At 63.4% G+C, this 22,512-nt stretch carries 18 protein-coding genes and 2 pseudogenes; 9 read left to right on the forward strand and 11 right to left on the reverse strand.

Features of this window, described 5'->3' with window-relative positions:
- The first annotated feature begins 3 nt into the window (after positions 1-3).
- The 4 genes from sucD (at position 4) to GV035_RS12100 (ending at position 4,377) form a co-directional block, all read left to right on the forward strand.
- Positions 4-885 (forward strand): succinate--CoA ligase subunit alpha, encoded by an 882-nt coding sequence (gene sucD / locus GV035_RS12085; protein ID WP_159835338.1) that lies wholly within the window; start codon positions 4-6, stop codon positions 883-885.
- Positions 886-1,008: 123 nt separating this feature from the next.
- Positions 1,009-1,707 (forward strand): TerC family protein, encoded by a 699-nt coding sequence (locus tag GV035_RS12090; RefSeq protein WP_159835339.1) that lies wholly within the window; start codon positions 1,009-1,011, stop codon positions 1,705-1,707.
- A 121-nt stretch (positions 1,708-1,828) separates the two neighbouring features.
- The gene (locus tag GV035_RS12095; protein ID WP_159835340.1) at positions 1,829-2,422 is read left to right on the forward strand and encodes a pilin; all 594 of its coding nucleotides are present in this window, start codon (positions 1,829-1,831) and stop codon (positions 2,420-2,422) included.
- A gap of 134 nt (positions 2,423-2,556) precedes the next feature.
- Complete coding sequence (locus GV035_RS12100) at positions 2,557-4,377, forward strand: PglL family O-oligosaccharyltransferase (RefSeq protein WP_159835341.1); 1,821 nt, start codon at positions 2,557-2,559, stop codon at positions 4,375-4,377.
- A gap of 19 nt (positions 4,378-4,396) precedes the next feature.
- On the opposite strand, the gene moaC is transcribed toward GV035_RS12100, so the two are convergent.
- Together moaC and GV035_RS29725 are read right to left on the reverse strand one after the other, a co-directional pair.
- The gene (gene moaC / locus GV035_RS12105) at positions 4,397-4,888 is read right to left on the reverse strand and encodes a cyclic pyranopterin monophosphate synthase MoaC (protein WP_159835342.1); all 492 of its coding nucleotides are present in this window, start codon (positions 4,886-4,888) and stop codon (positions 4,397-4,399) included.
- Positions 4,889-4,915: 27 nt separating this feature from the next.
- Positions 4,916-5,464 carry a hypothetical protein gene (locus GV035_RS29725; RefSeq protein WP_159835343.1) on the reverse strand — a complete coding sequence of 183 codons (549 nt, stop codon included), beginning with the start codon at positions 5,462-5,464 and terminating at the stop codon, positions 4,916-4,918.
- Between the two features lie 168 nt (positions 5,465-5,632).
- On the opposite strand from GV035_RS29725, the pseudogene GV035_RS29730 reads away from it, so the two are divergent.
- From GV035_RS29730 to GV035_RS12125, 4 genes and pseudogenes are all read left to right on the forward strand, one after another.
- Positions 5,633-5,722 (forward strand): annotated as a pseudogene (locus GV035_RS29730) (hypothetical protein); the annotation flags it as partial.
- Complete coding sequence (locus GV035_RS12115; RefSeq protein ID WP_268892284.1) at positions 5,717-6,358, forward strand: MBG domain-containing protein; 642 nt, start codon at positions 5,717-5,719, stop codon at positions 6,356-6,358. The pseudogene GV035_RS29730 and the gene GV035_RS12115, both read left to right, overlap by 6 nt.
- 33 nt (positions 6,359-6,391) lie before the next feature.
- Positions 6,392-8,041, forward strand: a complete 1,650-nt coding sequence (locus GV035_RS12120) for a ShlB/FhaC/HecB family hemolysin secretion/activation protein (protein WP_159835345.1) — start codon at positions 6,392-6,394, stop codon at positions 8,039-8,041.
- Positions 8,042-8,411: 370 nt separating this feature from the next.
- Positions 8,412-9,992 (forward strand): ATP-binding response regulator, encoded by a 1,581-nt coding sequence (locus GV035_RS12125; RefSeq protein WP_159835346.1) that lies wholly within the window; start codon positions 8,412-8,414, stop codon positions 9,990-9,992.
- 527 nt (positions 9,993-10,519) lie between these two features.
- Here the strand turns inward: GV035_RS12125 and GV035_RS12130 are convergent.
- From GV035_RS12130 to GV035_RS12160, 7 genes are all read right to left on the reverse strand, one after another.
- Entirely contained in the window at positions 10,520-11,188 is a 669-nt protein-coding gene (locus tag GV035_RS12130; RefSeq protein ID WP_159835347.1) for a hypothetical protein, read from the reverse strand.
- Entirely contained in the window at positions 11,181-11,363 is a 183-nt protein-coding gene (locus tag GV035_RS12135; protein ID WP_159835348.1) for a hypothetical protein, read from the reverse strand. Before GV035_RS12135 ends, GV035_RS12130 begins: the two co-directional genes overlap by 8 nt.
- A 30-nt stretch (positions 11,364-11,393) precedes the next feature.
- Entirely contained in the window at positions 11,394-12,098 is a 705-nt protein-coding gene (locus GV035_RS12140; protein WP_159835349.1) for a hypothetical protein, read from the reverse strand.
- A 61-nt stretch (positions 12,099-12,159) separates the two neighbouring features.
- The gene (locus tag GV035_RS12145) at positions 12,160-13,938 is read right to left on the reverse strand and encodes a zinc ribbon domain-containing protein (protein ID WP_159835350.1); all 1,779 of its coding nucleotides are present in this window, start codon (positions 13,936-13,938) and stop codon (positions 12,160-12,162) included.
- A 17-nt stretch (positions 13,939-13,955) separates the two neighbouring features.
- Positions 13,956-15,596, reverse strand: a complete 1,641-nt coding sequence (locus GV035_RS12150) for a hypothetical protein (protein ID WP_159835351.1) — start codon at positions 15,594-15,596, stop codon at positions 13,956-13,958.
- Positions 15,597-15,701: 105 nt separating this feature from the next.
- Positions 15,702-16,859 (reverse strand): zinc ribbon domain-containing protein, encoded by a 1,158-nt coding sequence (locus tag GV035_RS12155; RefSeq protein ID WP_159835352.1) that lies wholly within the window; start codon positions 16,857-16,859, stop codon positions 15,702-15,704.
- On the reverse strand, positions 16,859-17,995 hold the full coding sequence (locus tag GV035_RS12160; RefSeq protein WP_159835353.1) for a hypothetical protein: 1,137 nt from the start codon (positions 17,993-17,995) through the stop codon (positions 16,859-16,861). The genes GV035_RS12155 and GV035_RS12160 overlap by 1 nt, the downstream gene beginning before the upstream one ends.
- Before the next feature lie 358 nt (positions 17,996-18,353).
- Between GV035_RS12160 and GV035_RS12165 the strand changes: the two are divergent.
- Positions 18,354-18,981, forward strand: a pseudogene (locus GV035_RS12165) (3-oxoadipyl-CoA thiolase); the annotation flags it as partial.
- 233 nt (positions 18,982-19,214) lie between these two features.
- Here the strand turns inward: GV035_RS12165 and GV035_RS12170 are convergent.
- Together GV035_RS12170 and GV035_RS12175 are read right to left on the reverse strand one after the other, a co-directional pair.
- Positions 19,215-20,147 carry a tyrosine-type recombinase/integrase gene (locus tag GV035_RS12170; protein ID WP_159835354.1) on the reverse strand — a complete coding sequence of 311 codons (933 nt, stop codon included), beginning with the start codon at positions 20,145-20,147 and terminating at the stop codon, positions 19,215-19,217.
- Positions 20,148-20,558: 411 nt separating this feature from the next.
- Complete coding sequence (locus GV035_RS12175) at positions 20,559-22,427, reverse strand: hybrid sensor histidine kinase/response regulator (protein ID WP_159835355.1); 1,869 nt, start codon at positions 22,425-22,427, stop codon at positions 20,559-20,561.
- Positions 22,428-22,512: the final 85 nt, after the last annotated feature.

Here is a 22,512-nt window from a genome sequence, read left to right on the forward strand (position 1 = left end):
TACATGTCGATTCTGATCAACAAAGACACGAAGGTCATCACGCAGGGCATCACCGGCAAGACCGGCCAGTTCCACACGCGCGCGTGCCGCGAATACGCGAACGGCCGTGAAGCGTACGTCGCGGGCGTGAATCCGAAGAAGGCCGGCGAAGACTTCGAAGGCATTCCCATCTACGCGTCCGTCAAGGAAGCGAAGGCCGAAACCGGCGCGACCGTTTCGGTCATCTACGTGCCGCCCGCAGGCGCCGCCGCCGCGATCTGGGAAGCCGTCGAGGCCGACCTCGATCTCGCCATCTGCATCACGGAAGGCATTCCGGTTCGCGACATGCTCGAAATCAAGGACCGCATGCGCCGCGAGAACCGCAAGACGCTGCTGCTCGGACCGAACTGCCCCGGCACGATCACGCCGGACGAACTGAAAATCGGCATCATGCCGGGTCACATTCACCGCAAGGGCCGTATCGGCGTGGTGTCGCGCTCGGGCACGCTGACGTATGAAGCAGTCGGCCAGTTGACGGCGCTGGGCCTCGGCCAGTCGTCGGCGGTCGGTATCGGCGGCGATCCGATCAACGGTCTGAAGCACATCGACGTGATGAAGATGTTCAACGACGATCCCGAAACGGACGCCGTCATTATGATCGGCGAGATCGGCGGTCCGGACGAAGCGAACGCCGCTTACTGGATCAAGGACAACATGAAGAAGCCGGTCGTCGGCTTCATCGCGGGCGTGACGGCGCCTCCGGGCAAGCGCATGGGCCACGCAGGCGCGCTGATCTCGGGCGGCGCCGACACGGCGGACGCCAAGCTCGAAATCATGGACGCGTGCGGCATCAAGGTCACGAAGAACCCGTCCGAGATGGGCCGCCTGCTGAAGTCGGTGATCTAAGGAAGTCAGGCACGCAACGCGAGGGTTTGGTACTCTTACTGAATCCTTTCGTCCAGGCCGAAGAAAAAGCGAGGGAGCGCTGGCTTCCTCGCTTTTTTATTTTCGGTCACCGCTTTTCGGCTCATGCTTGAATTTTTCTCGACGCTCCAATGGGGCGCGGTTTTGCAGATTATCGTCATCGACATTCTGCTCGGAGGCGACAACGCCGTCGTCATCGCGCTTGCCTGCCGCGATCTTCCCGCGACGCAGCGCACGCGCGGCATCATGCTCGGCACGCTGGGCGCCATTGTCCTGCGCGTCGTGCTGATCGCGTTCGCCGTCTTCCTGCTCGACGTACCCTTTCTTAAGTTCCTGGGCGGCCTGCTGCTTCTGTGGATCGGCACGAAGCTTTTGCAGCCGGATCACGACGCGCCCGACATCGGTTCTTCGGACAGACTCTGGGCCGCCGTGAAGACGATCATCGTCGCGGACGCGGTGATGAGCCTCGACAACGTCATCGCGATTGCGGGCGCGGCGGAAACCGCTGACCCGCAGCACCGCTTCGTGCTGGTCATTTTCGGGCTCGTTGTGAGCATTCCGCTGATCGTGTGGGGCAGCACGCTGGTGCTGAAGCTGCTCGATCGCTTTCCCGTGGTGGTGCTGCTCGGCGCGGGGTTGCTCGGGTGGATCGCGGGCGGCCTCATCATCGACGACCCGTTCATCGACCGCTGGCCCGCGCTCAACACGGACGCAGCGGGCTACGCGGCGCGCATCGCGGGGGCGGTCGTCGTGATCGCGGCGGGCTGGGTGATGAAGCGCCGCGCGCTCGCGAGCACCGGCTGACCGCACGCCGGCGCAGCGTTAGCCGAATGGCCGACTGTCGCTGCATCCGCTGGCTCCCTACCATCGAAGCGTCTGGTTCGCATGTCGCGGCCGGACGCTTCGTGTCTTTTAGGGAGTGGCAATGACGAGCATGGCTTTGTTGGTTAGGGCGCCGCGCGAGCGCGACGGCTTCAGCGCATGGCTGAAACGCGCACAAGCGGGCGCACGCGGATTCACGCTGATCGAACTGATGATCGTGCTGGCGATCGTCGGCGTGGTCGCGGCTTACGCGATTCCCGCGTATCAGGACTATCTGTCGCGCAGCCGGGTGGGCGAGGGGATATCGCTCGCGACATCCGCGCGGCTCGCCGTCGCGGAAAACGCGGCGAGCGGCGCGGATCTGGCGAGCGCGTACGCGTCGCCGCCCGGCACGCGCAACATCGAATCGATTCACGTGGACAGCGACACCGGCCAGATTACGATTGCCTACACGACGCGGGTCGCGCCGGCCGGATCGAACACGCTCGTGGTCGTGCCTTCCGCGCCGGATAACGCGGACACGCCGACCGCCCGCGTCGCCCTGACGCGAGGCTCGGTGCAGGCGGGCACGATCACCTGGGAATGCTTCGCGGCGGGCAAGGCCGCTTCGTCGCTGCCTGCGCCGGGCGCGGGGCCGTCGCCCACGCAACCCGCGACGCTGCCGGGCAACCTTGCACCGCCGGAGTGCCGCGCCTGAACGGCTCGCGTGCGATGAACGAGGGCATGAGCGCCGCGCGGAACGTGGGGATTTCGTCGCATTTGCGGGCGCACGGCGCACAGCGGACGCAAAGTTTTGTATAGTGCGCCGGTCCCCGACGTTCCCAGCCCCTCATGCCTTCTCAATACGCGCGCTACCTTTGTTTTGCCGTTCTGTGCCTTGCGTTGACCATTCCGTTCGGCGTCGTCAACCACACGTATCCGATCCCGACGTTCTACGCCGAGTACAGCGCGTTGGCCTTGTATCTCGCGCTCGGAGCCACGGTCGCGATACTCGTGCGCGTGTCCGAGCCGCGCGTGCCATTCGCGTCGCCGGTGGTGGCGCTGATGCCGCTCGCGTTCGGCATCGTGCTCGTCGCGCAGACGGTGCTGCTGCCGGTCGCGCAGCCTTCGATGAACTGGCTCGGCGGCGCCTATCTGCTCGCGTCGTTCGTGGCCGTGCATACGGGGTTCGGGCTGGCGCGCGCGGGGCTGTCGGAGAAGGCGTTGCGCATCGGTGCGGCGGCGTTGCTGGCGGGCGGACTCTTCGCGGTGTTTTGCCAGACCGTGCAGTTGTTGCACATGGAGGCGAAGTTCGCCCCGTTCGTCGTGGCCTACAACATCGCGATTAAACGGCGGCCTTTCGGGAACATGGCGCAGGCGAATCACCTTGCGAGCGTCATCGCATTCGCCGTGGCGGGCGCGATGTATTTTGTGCAGACGCGCCGGATGCCTGTCGTCGTGTGGCTCGTCCTGTCGACGGTGCTTTCGTTCGGGCTCGCGCTCACTGTGTCGCGCGGTCCGTGGCTGCAAACGGCGGTGGTGGTCGTGGCCGGTTTCTGGATGGCGTTCATCCGGCGACGCCCGGGCGCCGCCGACGACTTCGACAGCCCGACCGCGCGCAGCGGACGCGATATCCGCGCGTGGATCATGCCGATCGCGCTCGCCGTGCTGTTTGTGGTGGTCAACGCGGCGGTGCGCTGGGCGAACGTGCGGTATCAGCTCGGTCTCGCGCAATCGGCCGCGGAGCGCATGCAGGACGCGAATCAGATCGCGCCGCGTCTCGCGCTGTGGAAGTACGGCTGGACCATGTTCAAGACGCATCCGTTGCTTGGCGTCGGCTGGGGCGAGTTCCCGCGCTATCAGTTCGACATGGTGCGCGACCTCGGCGGCGTCGAAATCGCGAACAACGCGCACGACATTTTCATCGATCTGCTCGCGAAAACCGGACTGCTCGGCGTCGCGGTGCTGGCGGCGGGCATCGCCTTCTGGATGATTCGCGTGCTGCGCGCGCCGCACACGCCCGCGCGCGTCTTCGCGCTCTCGCTGCTCGGCGTCCTGATGATGCACGCGCTCGTCGAGTATCCACAGCAGTACATGTTCTTCTTGATGCCCGCGATGCTCGTGATCGGGCTTCTGGAAACGCGGCCGTTGCGGCTCGTGGCGCGGCCGCTGTCGTATGGCGTCTATGTCTTTCTCGTCGTGGCCGGTCTCGTCGCGCTGTATCCGACGATGCGCGATTACAACCGCGCCGAGGTGCTGTATTACGGCTCGCGGCCGGCGGAACAGTATCGCGACGATCCGTCGTTCCTGTTCGGCGCGTGGGGTCAGTATGGCGCGGCCACGCTGCTGCCGATGAACGCGCAGGACATCCAGGAGAAGCTGGCGGCGCATCGGCAGGCCATCGCGTTGCTGCCCGGCGAGACCGTGCTGCGCAGATACGCTGTGTTGCAGGCGCTCGCGGGTCAGCGCAGCGAGGCCCTCGATACCATGGCGCGCCTGAAGATCTTCGCGACGGAACTTAACGACTGGCCGACGCAGCTCGCGTCGGTTTATCAGTCCATCGATGAAATCGGCGCGCCGCTGGCGGGTTTCAAGGCCGATCTGGTGAAGCGGTACGGGTTGCCGGCGGGAGCGGATGCCCGCACGGACGATGACGCCGACGCCGACGAGTGAGCACCGGCTCTTGCAGCGTTCAGGCGGACGGCTGTGCGTCCGCCACCCAGTCCCCCGACTTCCCGCCGTGTTTTTCCATCACGCGTACGTTTGTGATGGTCATTCCGCGGTCCACGGCCTTGCACATGTCGTAGATGGTCAGTAGCCCGACCTGCACGGCGGTGAGCGCCTCCATCTCCACGCCCGTGCGCCCGACGGTTTCCACGCGCACTTCGCAGTGCACGCCGGGAAGCGTCTCATCGACGGAAAAGTCCACCGCGACGCGCGTCAGCGCAAGCGGATGACACAGCGGGATGAGATCGGCGGTGCGCTTCGCGCCTTGAATCGCCGCGATGCGCGCGACGCCGAGCACATCGCCCTTTTTGGCGCGTCCTTCGCGGATCAGCGCGAGCGTGGCGTCGAGCATGACGATCGAGCCGCGCGCCACCGCGATGCGGCGCGTCTCGTTCTTGCCGCCGACATCGACCATGTGCGCCTCGCCGGCGGCATCGAAATGAGTGAGTCCGGACATCGCGTCTCCTTGCAGTGGGCGCTTATCTTACCAGCGGGGTTTGAGGCGGAAACCGCGCGAAGCCGTGTCCAGGGGCACCGCCGAGCGCGCAACACTTGATACGATAAGCGCGTTCCCGTCATCACGCTGCCCGCCGGCGACGCCCCGGCTTCGCGCTATGTCATCGAATCGTCCGAGCCGTGCGCTCGTGTTCGCGTTGTGCCTGAGTCTCGCCATGCCGCCGGTCGCCGTGGCGCAGACGGGCGCGCGCGCGGTGGGCGCGGCGAGCGTGATGGAGGTCGGAGACGTGCCGAAGGCGACCGGCGGGTCGAACGTGCCGGACGCGACCAACGCGACGAATACGCTAAATGCGACGAACACCACCAGCGCGACCAGCGCAACCAGCGCGACCAACGCAAGCAACGCGACCAACGCAAGCAACGCGACTAACGCGAAGAACGCGAAGAACGCGAACAGCACCACCAACGCGACCAACACGACTAACGCAACCAGCGCGACTAACGCAATCAACGCGACTAACGCGAGCAACGCGACGAACCCGAGCAACGCGACGAACGCCACAAACGCTACGGACACCGTAAGCGCCAAGAGCGCGACCAACGCGACCAACGCGACCAACGCCCCGAACGAGAACAGCGCGACCAACGCTACGAACGCCGTAAGCGCGAAGAGCGTCTCCAAAGCAACGAACGCAACCAACCCGCCCACCGCTTCCACTCCGTCCACTCGCTTGCGAGCACGGGCGCGTTTGGCGACAAGAATGCCGCTGTCGGCAAGACGGTCAATCTCAACAACAGCTTGAGCGGCGCGGACGCGGCCAACTACACGGTGGGCGGTCAGAGCACGACCACGGCCAGCATCACGCCGAAGTCGCTGAACATCGTCGCAAACGACACCTCGAAGGCGTCCGGCTCCGCTGACCCCGCACTGACTTGGTCGATTGCTGGCAGTGGACTGGTGGCGGGCGATACGTTGGCGGGCAGCTTGTCGCGTGCCTCCGGTGAGGCACCGGGAACCTACAGCATCAACAAAGGAACGCTGGGTAACGGCAACTACGATGTCAATCTGACGGGGGGCGTTTTCACGATCACGGGGAGTGTATCGACCCCTTCCACCCCATCGACGGCTTCGACGCCTTCGGCACCGCAAAGCCAGGCGGTGACGCCAGCGCAATACACCTTCGCTCCGGTCACGTTGCAAACTCCAACCGCGGGTGAGCTCACGTATATGGCGGTAAGCGGGCAACCCGAAACGACTGCTGCGACGGCGAGCGACGATGCTCAGCGCGTGCCCGGCGCCGACCAGTCGGCGACGCCCGTATCCGGGCAGGTTCGTCTGGCATCGCAAGCGGCTTCTGCGGGACAAGATGCCAAGTTCCTAAACGTCCTTGTGGTTTCGGGCGGGATCAAACAACCGGCTGCACCTTCATCGCCGGAGACCACACCGATCGACCCGACTGCGGCCCAATAAGAGCAACGTGACTGCGATGTTCGCGCGAAACAAATGAAACTATCTTACGCATCAATTCCGGCGGCAGTCTTGATATTGGCCGCTTCATCCGCTTCCGCGCAACAGCAGCCGGACGCGGGGCTAACCCTGCAAGAGAACGCGCCGCGTGCGGTGCCTGCGCCTAAAGCCACGATGCCGCTGCCTGCTGCACCCGCGCCTGTGGAAGCAGCGCTTCCAGGCGGTGCTCGAGTTGTGGTGCATCAGGTGTCCGTTTCGGGCAATACGATTTTTTCGACCGAGAAACTGCTCTCGCAGCTTGGGGATTATCGAGACAGGGACTACGACTTCGCCGGCCTGACGGACCTAGCGACGAAGCTCGCCGCTTACTATCGACAAAACGGCTATCCCTTTGCAAGCGCTTACCTGCCGCCGCAAGCCTTGGCGGATGGAAAGCTACGCATCATGATCGTGGAGGGCCGTTACGGCCAAGTGCAGGCGACAGGCAACCCCCAACTGAAAGACCAGGCGCAGCACTTCCTGGCCATCCTCGTGCCTGGTGAGCCGATTTCCAGCCCCGCGCTTGAGCGGGCCACATTGCTTCTCAATGACCAGCCTGGGGTAAAGATCGTTCCGGTGCTTCGTCCTGGAAGTGAGAGCGGTACGGGAGACCTGCTGGTTGACGTACAGCGAGATCGCCGAGTGACTGGGGAAGTCGGTCTCGATAACTACGGTAACCGCTACACCGGACGAGATCGTGGAACGCTTAATGTGGATGTCGACAGCCCGTTCACGTTGGGAGACCAGATCGCATTGAGGTCGCTCGTCACGGACGAAAAGCTTTGGTTCGGTTCCGCAGCCTACGCCCTGCCGCTCGGGGCCTCGGGTTTGCGTGGCAAGGTCGGTCTTGTTCACTCGTACTACTACCTGGGTTCGAACTTCAGTGCCCTCGACGCAACTGGCACGGCGGATGTCGCAACGCTCGGGCTAAGCTATGCGGTCGTGCGCTCCCAGAACAGCAACGTCAGCGTGTCTGCGACGTTCCAGCACAAGCAGTTGCACGACAAGCAAGGCGCAGTTGATTCGAGCACCCGCCGCGCGAGCGACAGCATACCTGTCGAGATGGACTTTGACGTGCGGGACACGCTGGTCGGGGGAGGCTTGACCTATGGTGCCGTGACCTGGACCCCGGGGCACCTCCGCTTGAGCGACGAGATGTATTCGCTCGACGCGAATACTGCACGAACCGCCGGGAGATATTCCAAGGTAAACGTCGATGTTGCCCGCATTCAGTCGCTCGTGCGACACCTTGATCTCTACGGACGCTTTGCGGCCCAATGGACGCGCGACAACCTTGATTCATCCGAGAAGTTCGGGCTTGGCGGCATCAACGGGGTACGTGCTTACCCAAGCGGCGAAGGTTACGGTGATAAGGGATGGCTTGCACAGCTTGAACTCCGCTACACGCTTGGTGCATTCGTGCCATATGCGTTCTACGACGCCGGCAGCGTGGCGTTGAACGCGTCGCCTTGGCAGGCAGGAGCGAACCATCGCAGCATTGGCGGTGCCGGTCTGGGCGTGCGCTACTTGCGAGGCCGCTGGAGCGCCAACTCGACGATCGCGTGGCACGTGAAAGGTGGTGCTCCGACGTCTGATACGCGAGATTCAATTCCGGTTGCGTGGGCTAGCGTATCGTACCGATTCTGAAACTCCCAACCGAGAAGGGCAACGGCTGCAGCAATGCGGTCGAAGGCGTCGGATTCAGGCAAAAGCGGAAAAGCAACAAAAGCGGAGAGGCGACATATCAGTCTCACGAAAGGCTTTTCCATGTTGCTCCAGCCACGCACGATGGCCGATAAGAAGCGTTCGGCTCTGCACAAGCCGCCGGCCATGCGCTGCACTGTTCGCTAGGGCTTAGCGCGCCGAAAGGCCCTTGCCGTTTTCATAAAATCATGCAGTCATCGTCGGCACGGCTTCTGCGGCGCCACCGGTCGCTATCGATCGCGCACGGCGCGATTGTGAGCGAGGCAAAGAGATGTTTTGCACCCCTCGCGCTGGCGACTTTCAAAGAATTAAAATGACGAATTACCGCTCGCGACCGCAACTCGAACCGGCAGAGCAGAAGCTGGACCGTCTTCAACTGGCGGTGGAGGCCGCCGATATCGGCACGTTTTTCTGCCCCCTACCGCTCGGCCGGCTGTACTGGAACGCTCGTTGCAAAACGCATTTTTGGCTTCCAGCGGACACCCCAGATGCCGAGGTCGCCATCGATACCTTCTACCGTGTGATGCATCCCGAAGACCGGGAGCGGACGCGGGCGGCGGTTGATGCGTCAATCAGCAGTGGGACGCCCTACGACATCGAATTTCGGACCGTCTCACCGCACGGCGACGTCCGCTGGTTGCGAGCAAAAGGTGGGGCGACTTTCGATGCCGGGGGGCGCGCGGTCCGCTTCGACGGCATAACAATTGATATCTCCCGCCAGAAGCGGCTGGAGGCCGAGCGGATTGAGCTGATCCACAGCGAACGACAGCAACGGCTTGCAGCTCAGGCCGCCAATGCGGCCAAGGAGACGTTCATTGCGGCCGTCTCCCACGAACTCCGCGCACCATTGATGGCCGTTCTGGCATGGACGGACCTGCTTGACCGAGCCTCGGCCGACGCGGATTTCATCAATAACGGAATATCTGTCATCCGCCGCAATGTGGTGATGCAGGCGCGCCTTGTCGACGACTTGATGGACGCAAGCCGCGTCGGCAGTGGGAAGTTCGCTGTCAAGAAAGAGTCAGTTACTGTGACGGACTGTTTGCACGCTGTTCTACAGGACTTTCGGCCTATGGCGGATGAAAAAGGTGTTTTCGTCGCTGACCTTATTGCGGAGCCGGTGCAGCTTTTCGGTGACGGGGCGCGCCTGCAACAGGTATTTGGCAATCTACTGAACAACGCCCTGAAGCACACGGACCGCGGCGGCAAGATCCTCCCGTCAGTTGTAGTCGATGGGAACGCCGTGCGAATCAGCATCGCCGACACCGGGTCAGGGATACCGTCTGACAGGTTGGAACAAATCTTTCAGCCGTTCGTGCAGTTGGAAAACGTGGCGAACCGTGAGGGCAGCGGTCTGGGTCTCGGACTCGCCATTTCGCGAAGCATCGTCGTCATGCATGGGGGAGACATCACCGCGCAGAGCAGTGGCCCCGGCCAGGGCGCTACCTTCACCGTGATCCTACCTGTCGGGAACGGAGATTCAGCGTTCGGATTGCTTGCAGAGCAACCGGCGGGAACTGCGTCGGCACTCGACGGCAAAAACGTCCTGCTTGTTGAGGATCACGTCGATACCTTGGAAGCTCTTTCGATCGTTCTTCGGTCTGAAAATGCGATCGTCACGGCCGCGAGGTCAGCCGATGAAGCGAGGAGCCTGTTGAGCCTCAACCCGCCGGACGTCATTATCTCTGACTTCTCTATGCCGGCCGAGAGCGGCTTCGGCTTCATCAGAGGCTTGCGCGAAAGGGGGATCACGACGCCCGCCATTGCGCTGACCGGCCATATCGGCGGGGAAGACGAACGTGCGGCGCTAGACGCCGGCTTCAACGACTACCTGGGCAAACCGGTCGACCGTCCAAGACTTCTTGAAGCCATCGTCAGGCTGCTAGGTGGCTAAATCTTGCGTCTGTGCCGCGCATGCGATCTGTCGGCTCCTGCAACCGGGTCTAGGTGCGTCATGGAAAGTTCCTCTTCCTATTTGAGGACGAGGGACTGCCGCGGCAGGTGCCTCGAGCTTTGCTGGAAAGCGAAGGGGTTACCAAGTGGTCTGCGCGCCAAATAGCGGAAACGCGCTTGCGCGCCCGAGTGTGACAGCCGTCGACCTTGTGGTCACCAACTGGGCGATGTGAGTGATGGACGAAGTACAGCGTGCCAATCTGAAAAGCGACGCCCTACTAAGCGCGCTTGAAGCGCCAGAATGCGGGGGCGTTTGAATAGCCAAGCTCAGTTGCGACGACGCTAAATGGCACGCCGCGACCTATAAGATTAATGGCGCGCGACAGCCTCAGTTGGCGGCGCCGGGCGGCAAGCTGGTATTAAGTTCCTGCTGGAAAAGCCGGGCCAGCGTTCTGTCGCTAGCGCCGGCGACACGTGCCCATTCCTGAAAGGTCGAAAGGTCCGATCCGAGCCTAGGTCCAGGCAGGTTCAGGAAATGGAGCGGTTCGTCGCTGCATGGGCCGAATTGGCGCCGATGCCCGCAGCGGAGTGAATCGCATGGATCGGAATCTGGCCGAGCACCGCGTCATGCGCGTTGGCGGCAAGCAGCCGGGGCAGGTTCCATTCGCAGGTGGGAAAAATGCCAAGCGGGCAGTTGCTGCATGGGTCGGCGGTGCGCCGGTTGCGCCACGCCAGCAGCAGCTTGAGCATCGCGCCGAAGGCGAACAGCACCGCCGCCTTGAAGAGCCATACCGGCGTGAAGTACCTCACGCAGAACAGCCCGCTCACCAGATAACTGCCGCTCGCGAATCCCAGCAGGGTGCGCGCGAAAATCTTGAAGCGCTTCGCCTGCCAGAGCGGCTGAAGCGCAGTCGGCAGGATCAGCAGCAGATGGAAGACGACCCACTGCGCCATCGGCCAGCTTTGCCAACTGATGGCGCAGGCCGCGGCGATGCCGAGCGGCGCACCCAGCGCGACGCAGGTGCAGCCAAGGCACAAAGGCCGCCCGAACGGCCGCACGAGGTGATGATCGTGGCGCTTGCAGTGCGGGTGATGCGCCCAGCGCAGCATGCCGGAGCCGGGGGCAAGCCGCCTCATCTCGCCCAGCGAAGGCATTGGTGCCAAGCCCTCGCCCAGGCCGTTGTCAGGCTTACTCATTGCGGCGGAACACCATTATCAGCACGCTTTTCGAGCCGCCACAGGTGGCCGTCGAAGACTGATAGACCTGCACGAGCCAGTAGCCTTCGGTGGCCATGCGGTTGGCGTGGCGTTCGCAGGAAGCGGTGTCGTACGGCTTGCCGCAGGCGCCTTCGATGGTGATGAACTTGTACATGAGATTCGTCGGGTGATCGGGCGAGATGGGTCAGTTGGCGGTGCGCGTGGCGAGCATCGCGTAGGTAAGGGTGTCGGTATTGCTTGCGACGACCTGCAGATCGACCTTGCGTTCGGCGACCTGCACGCCGTTGACGTACAGCGTCGACTTGACGGGGTAAGCGCCCTGCGGCACGCCTTGCGGCATCGGGATGGTGAAGCTGCTGCTGAACGCGCCCGCGCTGGCGGTCTGGTTTACCGGCTTGCGCACCGACTTGGCGATGGAGCCGTCGGGCTTGTAGATCGTTGCTTCTTCTTCGATGGCTGGGTCGGCAGTGTCGCGTTTGCCCTTCACGACCTCGATATACGAATGCAGCGTCGCCTTCTCACCCGCCGAAATCGACGCGGGCGTAAACGAAGTGCTGTACTTGACCACCGACGCCTGCTCGGGCAAGCGGCCGCCGTGTCCCGCCTGATAGTCGGCCTGGGCCTGCTGGGCGGTCTTGATCTGCTTCGCTTCATAGTCCACCGCCGCGCAGATCAGCGCCGCGATGCCCGCGCCAATCGCCGCACCGGTGGCGCGGTTGCCGCCCGCGACCAGCGCGCCGACGGCGGCGCCGCCCACACCCGCTAGAAGCGGATTGCACGAAATACTGGCGAATTTCGCTTTCGCGTCGTTCATGTCGGCGCAACCGGCCAGCACGGCGGCGAGCGTGACGCCCGCGATCAGCCGCTTCGAAACATAGATCACTTCCATTGCTTCCTCGGAGTTTCGGTCAATCGGAATCGGTCAATCTGGAAACGCAGCGGGATGCCGCTTACTGAACCTGGGTCCCGCAGTTGTCGCAAAAGCGCGAATCGGCTTCGAGCGCTTCGCCGCATGCGCTGCACGACGCGCCCGCCTGGGCGCTGCGTTGCGCGGCCTGGCCGCCCAGCATGTCGCGCATCCGCGGCGACAAGAGATGCTCGGTCGCGCCTTCGCCGACGCGATTGAGCGCGTTGGCCCCGGCGATTTTCTCGATATCGCGCTGCGACGTCGGCGCGACGACGATGGTCTGCTGTTGCGCGCACTGCTCGATGAGCTGGCGGATTTCGCGGGCGTCGACGGGCAGCCCGCGCATGCCGACGATCATGCGGCGGTGGTCGCGGCCAAAGGCCACCGAATCGATCTCAGCCACCCACACGCGCACCGACATGTCGTGCACTGCGATCACGTCGCTTTCCGTGCGCACGCGGTCGCTGAACTGCGCGCCGAGATTCATGCGCGAGCGCTGGAAATTGCCGTCGAACTGCACCCAAACGAGCTTTGAGAGAAAGTCGAAGCGCGCCCACAGCATGTGTCCCGCGCGCAGACAGAACGCGCCGACCGCGAGCATCGCGCTGCCGAACGTGGCCCAGCCGAGCGCGGCCGATTGCACGTCGGCGGGCGAGGCCGCGAATTCCGTGGCGAACCACAGCAGGCAGATCACCGCGACGCCGATCAGCGCCACGCCGAAGGTATTCAGGCTCACCAGCCAGCGGTAGCGCGGCTCGGTGAAGGCGCGCTTGAGATCCACGCGGCGCATGTCCTCGCGCGGCAGCGGCTGGGTTTCCTCGAACAGCTGGCCGGTGAACTGACCGGACTGTCCTGCCACCGACGGCGTGTGGCGCGCATAACGGCGGTTAGGAATCTGCTCGACCCAGCGGCGCTGCAGATGGCGCTCCAGTTCATCGAGCAGCTGCTTGGGCTGGCCGTTCATCGACACCGTGGCGATCTCGCTGCCCATGCTCGTGCGCGGCGTGACCACGGTCTGACGCACGAGCGCGATGAAGAACAGCACGACAGCCACGCCCGCGCAGATGAGCAGCGCGAACGTCTGCGTGGTCAGCGGCAGCCAGCTTAGGTCGGGCAGGTGAGTGGAGACGAGCGGCACCACGATCGGTGCGAACACGGCCACCAGCAGCAGGCCGATGAGTCCAGCCGGGCTGAGCGAGGTGCTGGCCTGGTTGCCTTGCTCCATCGGCTTGAGCAGCAGGAAGAACGCGAAGCCGAAAAACAGCAGCGCGACCCAGGCGCGATCGGACGGATTGTCGAAGCCCACCGCGGCGATGATGAAGCTCAGGAAGGTGGCCGCGAGCGCGAGGCCCGACTGGAACTGCAGCTGCGCGAGGCGGCGAATCGGGATCGGCGCGTAGATGAGGGCGGGGATCAACGAATAGAGCAGGCCGTTCAGCGCGCCTTTGGGCTCCTCGAACCACAGCGCGCCGGAGCGCATGCGGTTTTGCAGTTCCGCCGCGTCTTTCGTGACGCCGTCCTGGTTGCTGGCCTGGATCTCATCGCTCAGGCCAAGCGGCTGGCCGCGTCCGAAGTAAAAGCGCAGCTGCATCATGCCGATGCGGGCGTAATTGATGCCGCTGCCAAGCAGGAAAATGCCCATCGCAAGCGGCAGGAACGCCCACAGACCGTGATGGGCCGCCAGCTTTTGGCGGCTCAGCAGCAACGCCGCGATGCCGCCGAGAAACAGCAGCGCGGCGGCGGCAAAGCGGAACCAGTTCTCGACACGGAACGGATTCGGCAGGTTGAGGCGGTCGCCTTCGGAACTGAATTCAAACGACATAGGGGCTCCGCGGACCGTCATTCGATGGACATGTTGTTGAGCGCGCTTTGCTGGGCTGCCTTGGCGCGCTTGCGCAGCGACAAGGCCTGCGCGTTGTGCGGGTCGAGGCGCAGCACGGCATCGGCATTCGAGATCGCGCAGTCGAACTTCTTGTTGCTGAAGCAACTGGTGCCGTCCGAGAGATTGCCCGCGATGGCCGCGCGGATGGTGGCGTTTTCGCCGCCACTGGTCTCGGCGGACGGCGCACTCTTTTTGGGCTTTTCGCGCACGTGCGGCGCGGGCGCTGCGGGTTCCGGCGCGGCGGTTTGTGCAGGTGCCGGTGCTGGCGGCTCGGCTTGCGCTCGCGGTTGTGCTTGCGGTTGTGCCTCGATCGGCGCCGGGTTAGACGCTTGAGCTTGCGGCCGCGTATCGATGATTGTTGCGCCCGTGGACGCGGCGTTTGCTTCGCTTCCCGTGACCGCCGGCGCGTCGGACGCCGGTGCGTCTAACGCCGCGCCCAGCGACGGAGCGGGCATGGACGCGGCGTCGTCGGCGGGCGCTGCCGACGGTGCTTCCGATGCCGCCTTGACGAACGGCGCAGCGGATGCCGCGCTCGGGGCGCTCGCGGCCGTGTCGTCGGACGCGGCGGGGGTGTGATGCGAGCGCAGCATGAGGCCCGCGCCTACCGCCACGCCCACCACGACCACGACCACGGCTGCGCCACCGATGATCCACAGCTTCTTGCCGCCGCCCGACGCGGCAGCGGAGGCGGAAGGCGCGGCAGTGGTGGCGCCGCTTTTACGGGCGGCTTGCGCGGTTGCTGTGTCCTGCGTTTGCTTCGCTTCAGAGCGCATGGCGGAATCCGCTTCGCGCGGTGTCTCGCGTTGAATCCCGGGTTCCGGTTGCGGCTCAGGCTCCGCCTGCGGCTCGGGTATCACGGGAGATACGGTTTCCGCAGCGGCGCTATCCGCAGTCCGCGCCGCTTCGGGAGCGGCGACGAAAGCAGCTTCGGCGCGCGTCTCGTCGGTTGCGTGCGCAACGACGGGCGCTTGCGCAACTTCTACTAGAGGCTCCACGGCGTCGACCGGCGCCTCGACGACCTGCGTCGGCGCGCTGAAGTCGAAACGGCAGCCTCGGCAATAGCGCTTGCCTGGCGTGCGCACGGTCGCGCATTGCGGACAAACTTCGGTAGCCTGTGCATCGTCCGCGATCGGCGCATCAGGGGCGCTTGCCACGAAGGCCGCCTGAACAGGTGTGTTCTCGAACGTCGCGTGCGTCTGGGGCGTGGCGCTTTCGGCGAACGTAGCCGGCGCTTCGCCGATGGTAGCCAGTTCGGATTCAGGCGCTTGCGGGGCAGTGGGGCGCGTCTCTTCGCACACCGCCTCGACAGGCTCGGGCAGCGTTTGCTGCCGTGCGGCCGCGATCGACGGTGCCGTGTTATGGAGCGCCGCGAAATCGAAACGGCACTGGCGGCAAAAGCGCTTGCCCGGCACGCGCGCCGTTGCGCACTGCGGGCACGCCTGTGCCGTTGCCGCGATGGCAGCGGCCGCCTGCAGCGTGCTATCGGGGCAGGCGTCAACCGCCGGAGCGGTGGCGAACGTGGGCTGCTCCACGGGCGCGGCCGCGTCGCGATTCAGGTCCGGGGCGGCGGACGCAGCGGCGGCGCGCAGCATGCCCATGCCGCATTGCTTGCAAAACTTTGCGCTCGGGCTATTCGAAAAGCCGCATTTCTGACAACGCATTCTAGGTCTCTGTGGTCGTGGTGGCTGGGCGGGGCGTGCTCGCTAGTCGACGCGACGCAGGCGCTCGCTGCCGAAGCCCAGTGAAAATTCAAGGGTGTCGTGGTCGATCACCTTGATGAGGGCGAAGTTCGTGCCATCGTGCTTCAGATAAAACTGTTTGTTGTCCTGCTTGTCGACGACGTATTCGATCGCCGTTGTATTGCCTCCGAAGGTGGCGCTGTCGCGCGTGAATTCGATCACGCTGTTGATGGTGTTCCCCTCGCGCCATCTGCCGACATACGTAGGCCGTGAACCGAACAGGCCGGACACCGCGCTAGCAATCTTGCTGAAAAGGCCCTCGCCCGAGCGGCTTTCGCTGCGCGCGCGGCCTTGCATCCCGCCTTGCAGGCCGTTGAGCAGCGCGACTTCGTCGTTCGCGCTCGTGCCGTTGTCGATCTGCCAGCCGTGATCGCCCTTCACCAGCGAAATGTAAGTGGTCTTGGGCAGATTGGCGAAGCTATTGGGCTCGGCGCGCTGGGCTTCCGGCGTCTTTGTCCAGGCGTCCGCGTTGCGATAGGCGTAGCCATACCTGCCTTGCGTGTGCCAGCGCTCGCCAATCTTGACCGGCTTGGTGAAATCGACGGAGGTTACCGTGAGTCCATCGGCGAAACAGAGCCTGCCGTCGTGAATCTTCTCTTCGCCCAGCGCCGTATGCGAGAACTGCTGGCCGTCGCCGAACATAAACGCATTGGCGACCGGCTGCGGCGGCCCGTAGATGCCCGCTTTGGACAGCACCTGCAGCCATTGCAGCGTGCTCGCGTCAAAGCCGCCCACCACGACGGGGTTCTTGCCGTAGGGGAAATCGCTCAGACACGTTGCGCCTGCAACCTTCGTTTTGTCGGCGTTCAGCAGATCGCCGAGATCGGACGCGGAGGGCGTGGACGGCGGCATGGCCAGGAATGCGGTGATGCCGCCCGCAACCACCAGCACGGCGACACCGACGCCGCCCCCCAAAGCCACCTTGCGCCAGTTGCTGTCAAGCGGGACTGCGGCGGGCGCGGCCGTCGGGCCAGCGGGCTTGGGCCGGGGCGTGCCCGGGGCGGCCGTCGTGGCGGGGGCAGCGTTGGCGGCACGGCGTGCCTGTACCGGTGTGCCGCATTCATCGCAGAAGCGCGCATCGTGATCGTGCTTGCTGCCGCATTTGACGCAAAAGCGCGCCATTACACGCCTCCAGGTAGGTCGGCGCCACATTCGCCGCAGAACGCGTCTTCCGCTTCGGCGCCCGCGCCGCAGGCCTTGCAGGCGCGCGAGGCGGCATGGTTTTCATGCGCGAGCACCGCCGGTGCGTGCGGCGGGAGCGGCTCGGGTGCGAGCGGCGCGCGCGGCGCGGGAGACGCAGGCGTATCGTCCGCGGCAGGGGGCGCAGCATGCGCGCCGGCGAGGTTCAGGAAAATGTTGCAGATGCCGGCCAGATAGACGAGCAGTGGGAACGTATAGGCCAGCGCGCCGAGGATGCCGACGCCAACGAACGTTGCGAGCAGATAGCCGCTCATGCCGCTGCCCATCCCACCCATGCCGCCAAAGCCGGCAAACCCGAAGCCCGAGTAGAGCGACAGGAGACTGCCGCCAAAGCCGATGATGCCGCTTGCGAGCGCCGCCACGAATGCGGAGCCACCGAACACGATGGTCGAGGCGATGAAAGCCACGATGCCCACCATGAAGAGCAGGACCATCTGCTGCACGATCGGCGGCAGCAGGCGGCCGATATTAAACGCGCGGTTCATGCCCAGCGTGCCGAGCGCCGCGCGCACGCCATAGCCTTCCCAGAAGGCCGGCGCGGCGAGCGGGTTCACGACGAACATGAAGCTGAACCACAGGATACCGCCGATTACGGAGGCGATCGGATAAACGACCGTATAGAGCAGCGGCCCGAGGAATGGGATCTTGCAGATGAACAGCACGATCGCGAGCACGATCATGAAGGCGAGGAAGACCGCGATTTCGATCAGGAAGATCGCCGCAAGCCGGGGCAGTGTCATCAGGCCCGCGATGAGTGCGTCCCGCGCGCCCAGCGTGGGGCGGCCCTGAATCTGATCCATCAGCGTCTTGCCCGCCGCCGATACGCCGGTCGCAACGAGAATCGTCGCCGCCAGCGACCCGATGAAGGAAAACAGGCCGCCAATTACGAATGCGCCATTGCTGGCGAGCGTCCCGGCAATGCCGATAAAGATGCCTGCCACAACGAGCGCCGCGACGGCACAGGCGATAAAGAGCAGAAAGGCGCGCGTATTGCGCGCGGCATCGACGGCTTCAAGAACGACGAGCGATCCGCGGATCGCGTCTTTGGAAGATGACATTGTTTCCCCGACAAGCAGATTCGAAAGCAGGCTTGATAACCCGTCAGATAAAGCGATGGCGCGTTTCTAGCGCGAACGCTAGAGCGTGTTTACGGTTGTATTGCAAGAAACTTTAATGCGCGCTAAAGCGACATCGCCCGGTGCCGGTGAATCGTCCGGAATAGATGCGCAATAAATGGCATAAAGATTTCACCGCTGCTTCGAATATGTCGAGCAATGGTCTGGCGGTTTCAAGGGTGAAGCGCAACAGCGCGATTAATGTTTAGTGCCTTAAGGTTGACATGCTGATGCGAGCGTGGCGGCGAAGACCTCGAATGGCGAATGGAAGTTGCGCGGGGCCGGCTGTTCAGACTGTAATGACCGCTTTGCTTTCCGCAGTCGGCAGAAGGCCCTGAGTGCACAGGCAAATGGCATCTTCGACAACGAAATCGAACCAGTCTCTATCGCGCAGAAGAGAGGCGAGCCGACGGTCGTAAGTCAAGACGAGCATCCTCGCGACATGAACATCGAGTCTCTCAGCCGGTTGAAGGGCGTCAAGCCGCAAGGTACAGTCACTGCGGGCAATGCATCCGGCGTGAATGGCGGTGCGGCAGCACTTCTGTTGGCAAGCGCGGAAGCAGCATTCCGTTGCGGGCTCAAGCCGAAGGCGCGAATTCTCGGCATGGCAACGGCGGGAGTTGCGCCACGTATCATGGGTATCGGCCCGGCGCCGGCAGTTGTCGCACTTCGACATCATCGAGCTCAACGAAGCTGCGTCCCAGCGAATTGTGACGTTGCGCCTGCTCGGCCTTAAACCCGATGACCAGCGAGTCAACCCGAACGGTGGCGCGATCGCACTTGGTCACCCGCTCCGCGTGAGCGGAGCGCGCTTAATTACGACGGCAACTTATCAAGTCGAACGGACTGGTGGCCGCTTCGCAGGTTGCACCATGTGCATCGGCGTGGGCCAGGGTATTACGATGGCAATCGAAGAAGCTGCCCAGTAACCTCGAACCGCGCTTCCATTCGCCTGAAAGCGCGGGTAGGCCCCTCACAGTTACCAGCTTAGACAGGGACGGCGGTCCATGGCCACGGTGACTTGTCACTTCAGCGTTGACTACCGATTCATGGTGCTGCGGAGCGCGATTTCCGTGCTTCGAGCGACCGCTTATAAATAAGGAGACGCCGCTAGAGTGTCTTCGGTTAGCGATATCGAATGTTCCTTTATGGCCGCTCTCTGTCATTGCTGCGTAATTTCCGCCTGCGTCGGCACAATGGTCTGGCGCAGCCGCGTCGCCGTCCGATGGCTGGACAACCCCATCAGGCTGCTGACCTGCTCGTTACTTTTCCCCGCAATCAAATGACGTCGGCCGAAAGTGTTTCTAAGCAGGCGGGGACTCTCGTCAGCAGCGGAAAGATTCGCCTCGTGCAAGGCGGAGCGCACGCATTTGAGCAGCGTGTCAGGCTGCATTGGTTTGCCGGCCGTCGTCGTGATAAAGAGCCATTCAGTCGGGCACAGTACCGAGCGGCGCGCGTCTATGTAAGCGCATAGCACTTCAGAGGCGAAAGCATCGATAGGTACTCGACGCGCGATACGCGGCCCGTGCTTCTCAACGAAGACGGTAGGGCGCACGTCTTCGGCGTCAAGATCGTCGACGCGCATTTGCCGGAGTTCAGCTGCGGTCACGCCTGCGCCTAGGAACAGCGCAACGATGGCCACGTTACGCAGTTGTTTGAACGATTCGGGTTTGGCGGAAGCAAGGATGTTTTGGAGCCGCGCATCGTCCTCTGCAGATAGATAGATTGGCGTTGGCTCGTCTTCGGGCCAGCTCTCGTTGGCGAGCATACCGGCGGCCGGGTTATCGGCGCGCATCTCCATGTTCACCAAGTGTCGGGTGAAGCGGTCGATTAGCTTCAGGTAGCGCAGCCTTGTGCTCGTGCCGGGCGCGCAATCCCGCTCGAGGCCCGCGAAAAACCCCTCGACGTGGTCGGGACCGAACGTGGCGACTGACTGCCCATGGGCGACAAGATAGTCGTTGAACCTTGAAAACATCGAGCGATGCTGGATGATCGACTGTTCTGCGAACGCGCGACGGTCCGCGCCCGTCGCTTCCTCGCGTTGCCATTGTGCATACGCTTCTTTGGGATTGGACAGCCACAGTTCTATCGTCATAATCGATATACTGAATTTGGTAACACCCAAACCTAACGCGAAGCTGCCGCTTCGCCAACGCCCGGCCAACAAGAAAACGCACTTCCGCCTTCCAATTTGCACCGCGATTGTGTCGAGGCAGTCGTCTGGCCCGCCGACTACGAGTCCGCAGAGCACGCGAGCATCAGATTCGCCGTCAGCCCGAAATTCTCGATGAGATAACCGGCTTGCACCCCGTTCCGGCACCGCTAACGGACGCCGCCTTTAGGCGCTCGGGATTAGCGGAAATGCGAGCGTCGGAGCGCTAGAGCCAATTAGGTTCTCGGCGATAGTTGCCACACTATCGAAGCAGCGGCGTCGGCCGCAGAGGCGTGGCGCCACTACGCCCGACCAGCAAGGGGAGCGCTCTTCGAAGCCAGCATGTTCGGAGCCTCATGTCCTTATCGATTCCAGGAAGCCGGCTGTCTCGTGGGCGTGATTGTCAACAGGAGCGGGAAGTGACTGCAAGAGCAAGTCTGGAGCTACGGGCTTAACAAGATGTGCGTCGAATCCGGCACTGCGCGCTTTCTCCTTGTCCGCCCGGCTTCCGTAGCCCGTCACCGCAATGAGTCGGGCATTGCTCATGCGTGGCTCCGATTTCAGCTTGCGCGCGAATTCATATCCGTCGGTGCCCGGCAGTCCTATGTCAGCAAGAATGACGTCCGGTCTGAACGCGCGTGCACTCTGCAGCGCGCCTTCGGCTTCGAATGCTGTCCGCACGTCATGACCGTTCAATTCCAGCAGCGCTGCCGTGGCCTCGACAATGTCAGCCTCATCGTCAAGAACGAGAATCTTGAGTCTCGTGGACGCAATAGTGCTTTGGCCCGAGGATGACTTTGCGTCAGTATGCGGTCCGCTGCCGTCAGCCGCGCTAGCTCTGGGCAGCCGAATGACGAAATCAGCCCATCGCTGGTCTTCCGTCTCTTGAACGGCCAGCGTACCGCCGTGCTTCTCCACGATCTGCCGCGCGATGGCCAAGCCCACGCCGATGCCGCCCTTCGGACGATCGAGACTCGTCGGGCCTTGCACGAACGGCTCAAAGACGCGGTCGCGTATTTCGGCGGGCACGCCGGGGCCGGTGTCGCTGATCGTCACACTCACTGCGCTTTCTTCCACGTTGGTGTGGATTGAAATGACGCCTCCGGTGGGCGCGTGCTGTGTTGCGTTGATGAGCACGTTCGCAAAAACCTGGCCGAGACGGACGCGATCCACATCGACGGAGATCAGCGGGCCCGGCCACTCGACGGTCAAAGTCTGCCGGTGCGCCTCCGCGACCACGCGCACCGAATTGCACGCGTCTTCAAGGACAGATCGTAGGGCGACCCTCTCGGTCCTCAGGGAGAACATGCCGTTTGTCGTACGTTCAGCGTCGAGCAGATCGCCGAGCATGACCGACAGGGCATGAACCTGGCGGCTAACGATGTCGGTGGCGACCGCGGCACGGTTGTCTGCAGGGTTCGCCTGGCGGATGATCTCTGCGGCACTTTGTAAAGGCGCCAGCGGATTGCGCAGTTCGTGGCTCAGCATCGAGAGGAATTCGTCGCGTTCGCGCAGCAGCAGCTCAAGGTCTCTTGTACGCGCTTCGACGCGCGCTTCCAGTTCCGCGTTGGCGCGCGCCAGTTCTGCCCGGGCAACGGCGAGGGGGTCGCTCTCGACCAACTGCCATGTCCCGTTTCGGCGAGTCAATGCGAACTGGTGACTGCTGCACACATCCAGCACATCGGCCGCCGTCGAACGCTCGAGGCAGTAGGAGCATACGCAGATGATGCGGTGCTTTCCAAGTGTTTGATTGAGGCGTGACTCATAGGCGGCGAAGTCGTGCCACCGCGTCTTATCTAGCCAAAAGGTGTTCCCGGTAACGCGCAAGCCCTCGAAGCCACGTGCGCGAGAATCTTGTTCCAAGCCAACCCATTGACTAATGACGCGATCGGCGTCGAATGTGCCGTCGCGCAGATACCAGTCCGACGCGGGCCTGAAGTTGACTTGGGAGTTGGAAATGTACTTCTTGAAGTCGGGGAGCGCCTCGACCATCGCAGTCTCGGCCTCTTCGGCAGTCAACGGGTCCGATGCTACCCAAAGGCATCGCTCGTTGTCCTTCAACCCTGCTTCGAAATAGGGCACGAGCATGTCTAGAAGGTCGCGCTTGCTCTCATAGAACTGACAAAAGTGCGTGCCCCAGCCTGCATGGCCGATCGCATCGATGCCGCTCTTCCTGAGCGTCTGTTCCAGAGGAGAGCCGGTGCTGCCGTTGGGTTCTTTCATGTCTTTCCACCCATACGTGCGTGAGTTCGAGGAACACACGCTGCTAAGAAAAGTAAAATCGGCCCATTGTGCCACGCATTCATCC

The sequence above is a fragment of the Burkholderia sp. 8Y genome, assembly GCF_902506145.1.
In the GTDB taxonomy this organism is placed as follows: Bacteria; Pseudomonadota; Gammaproteobacteria; order Burkholderiales; family Burkholderiaceae; genus Caballeronia.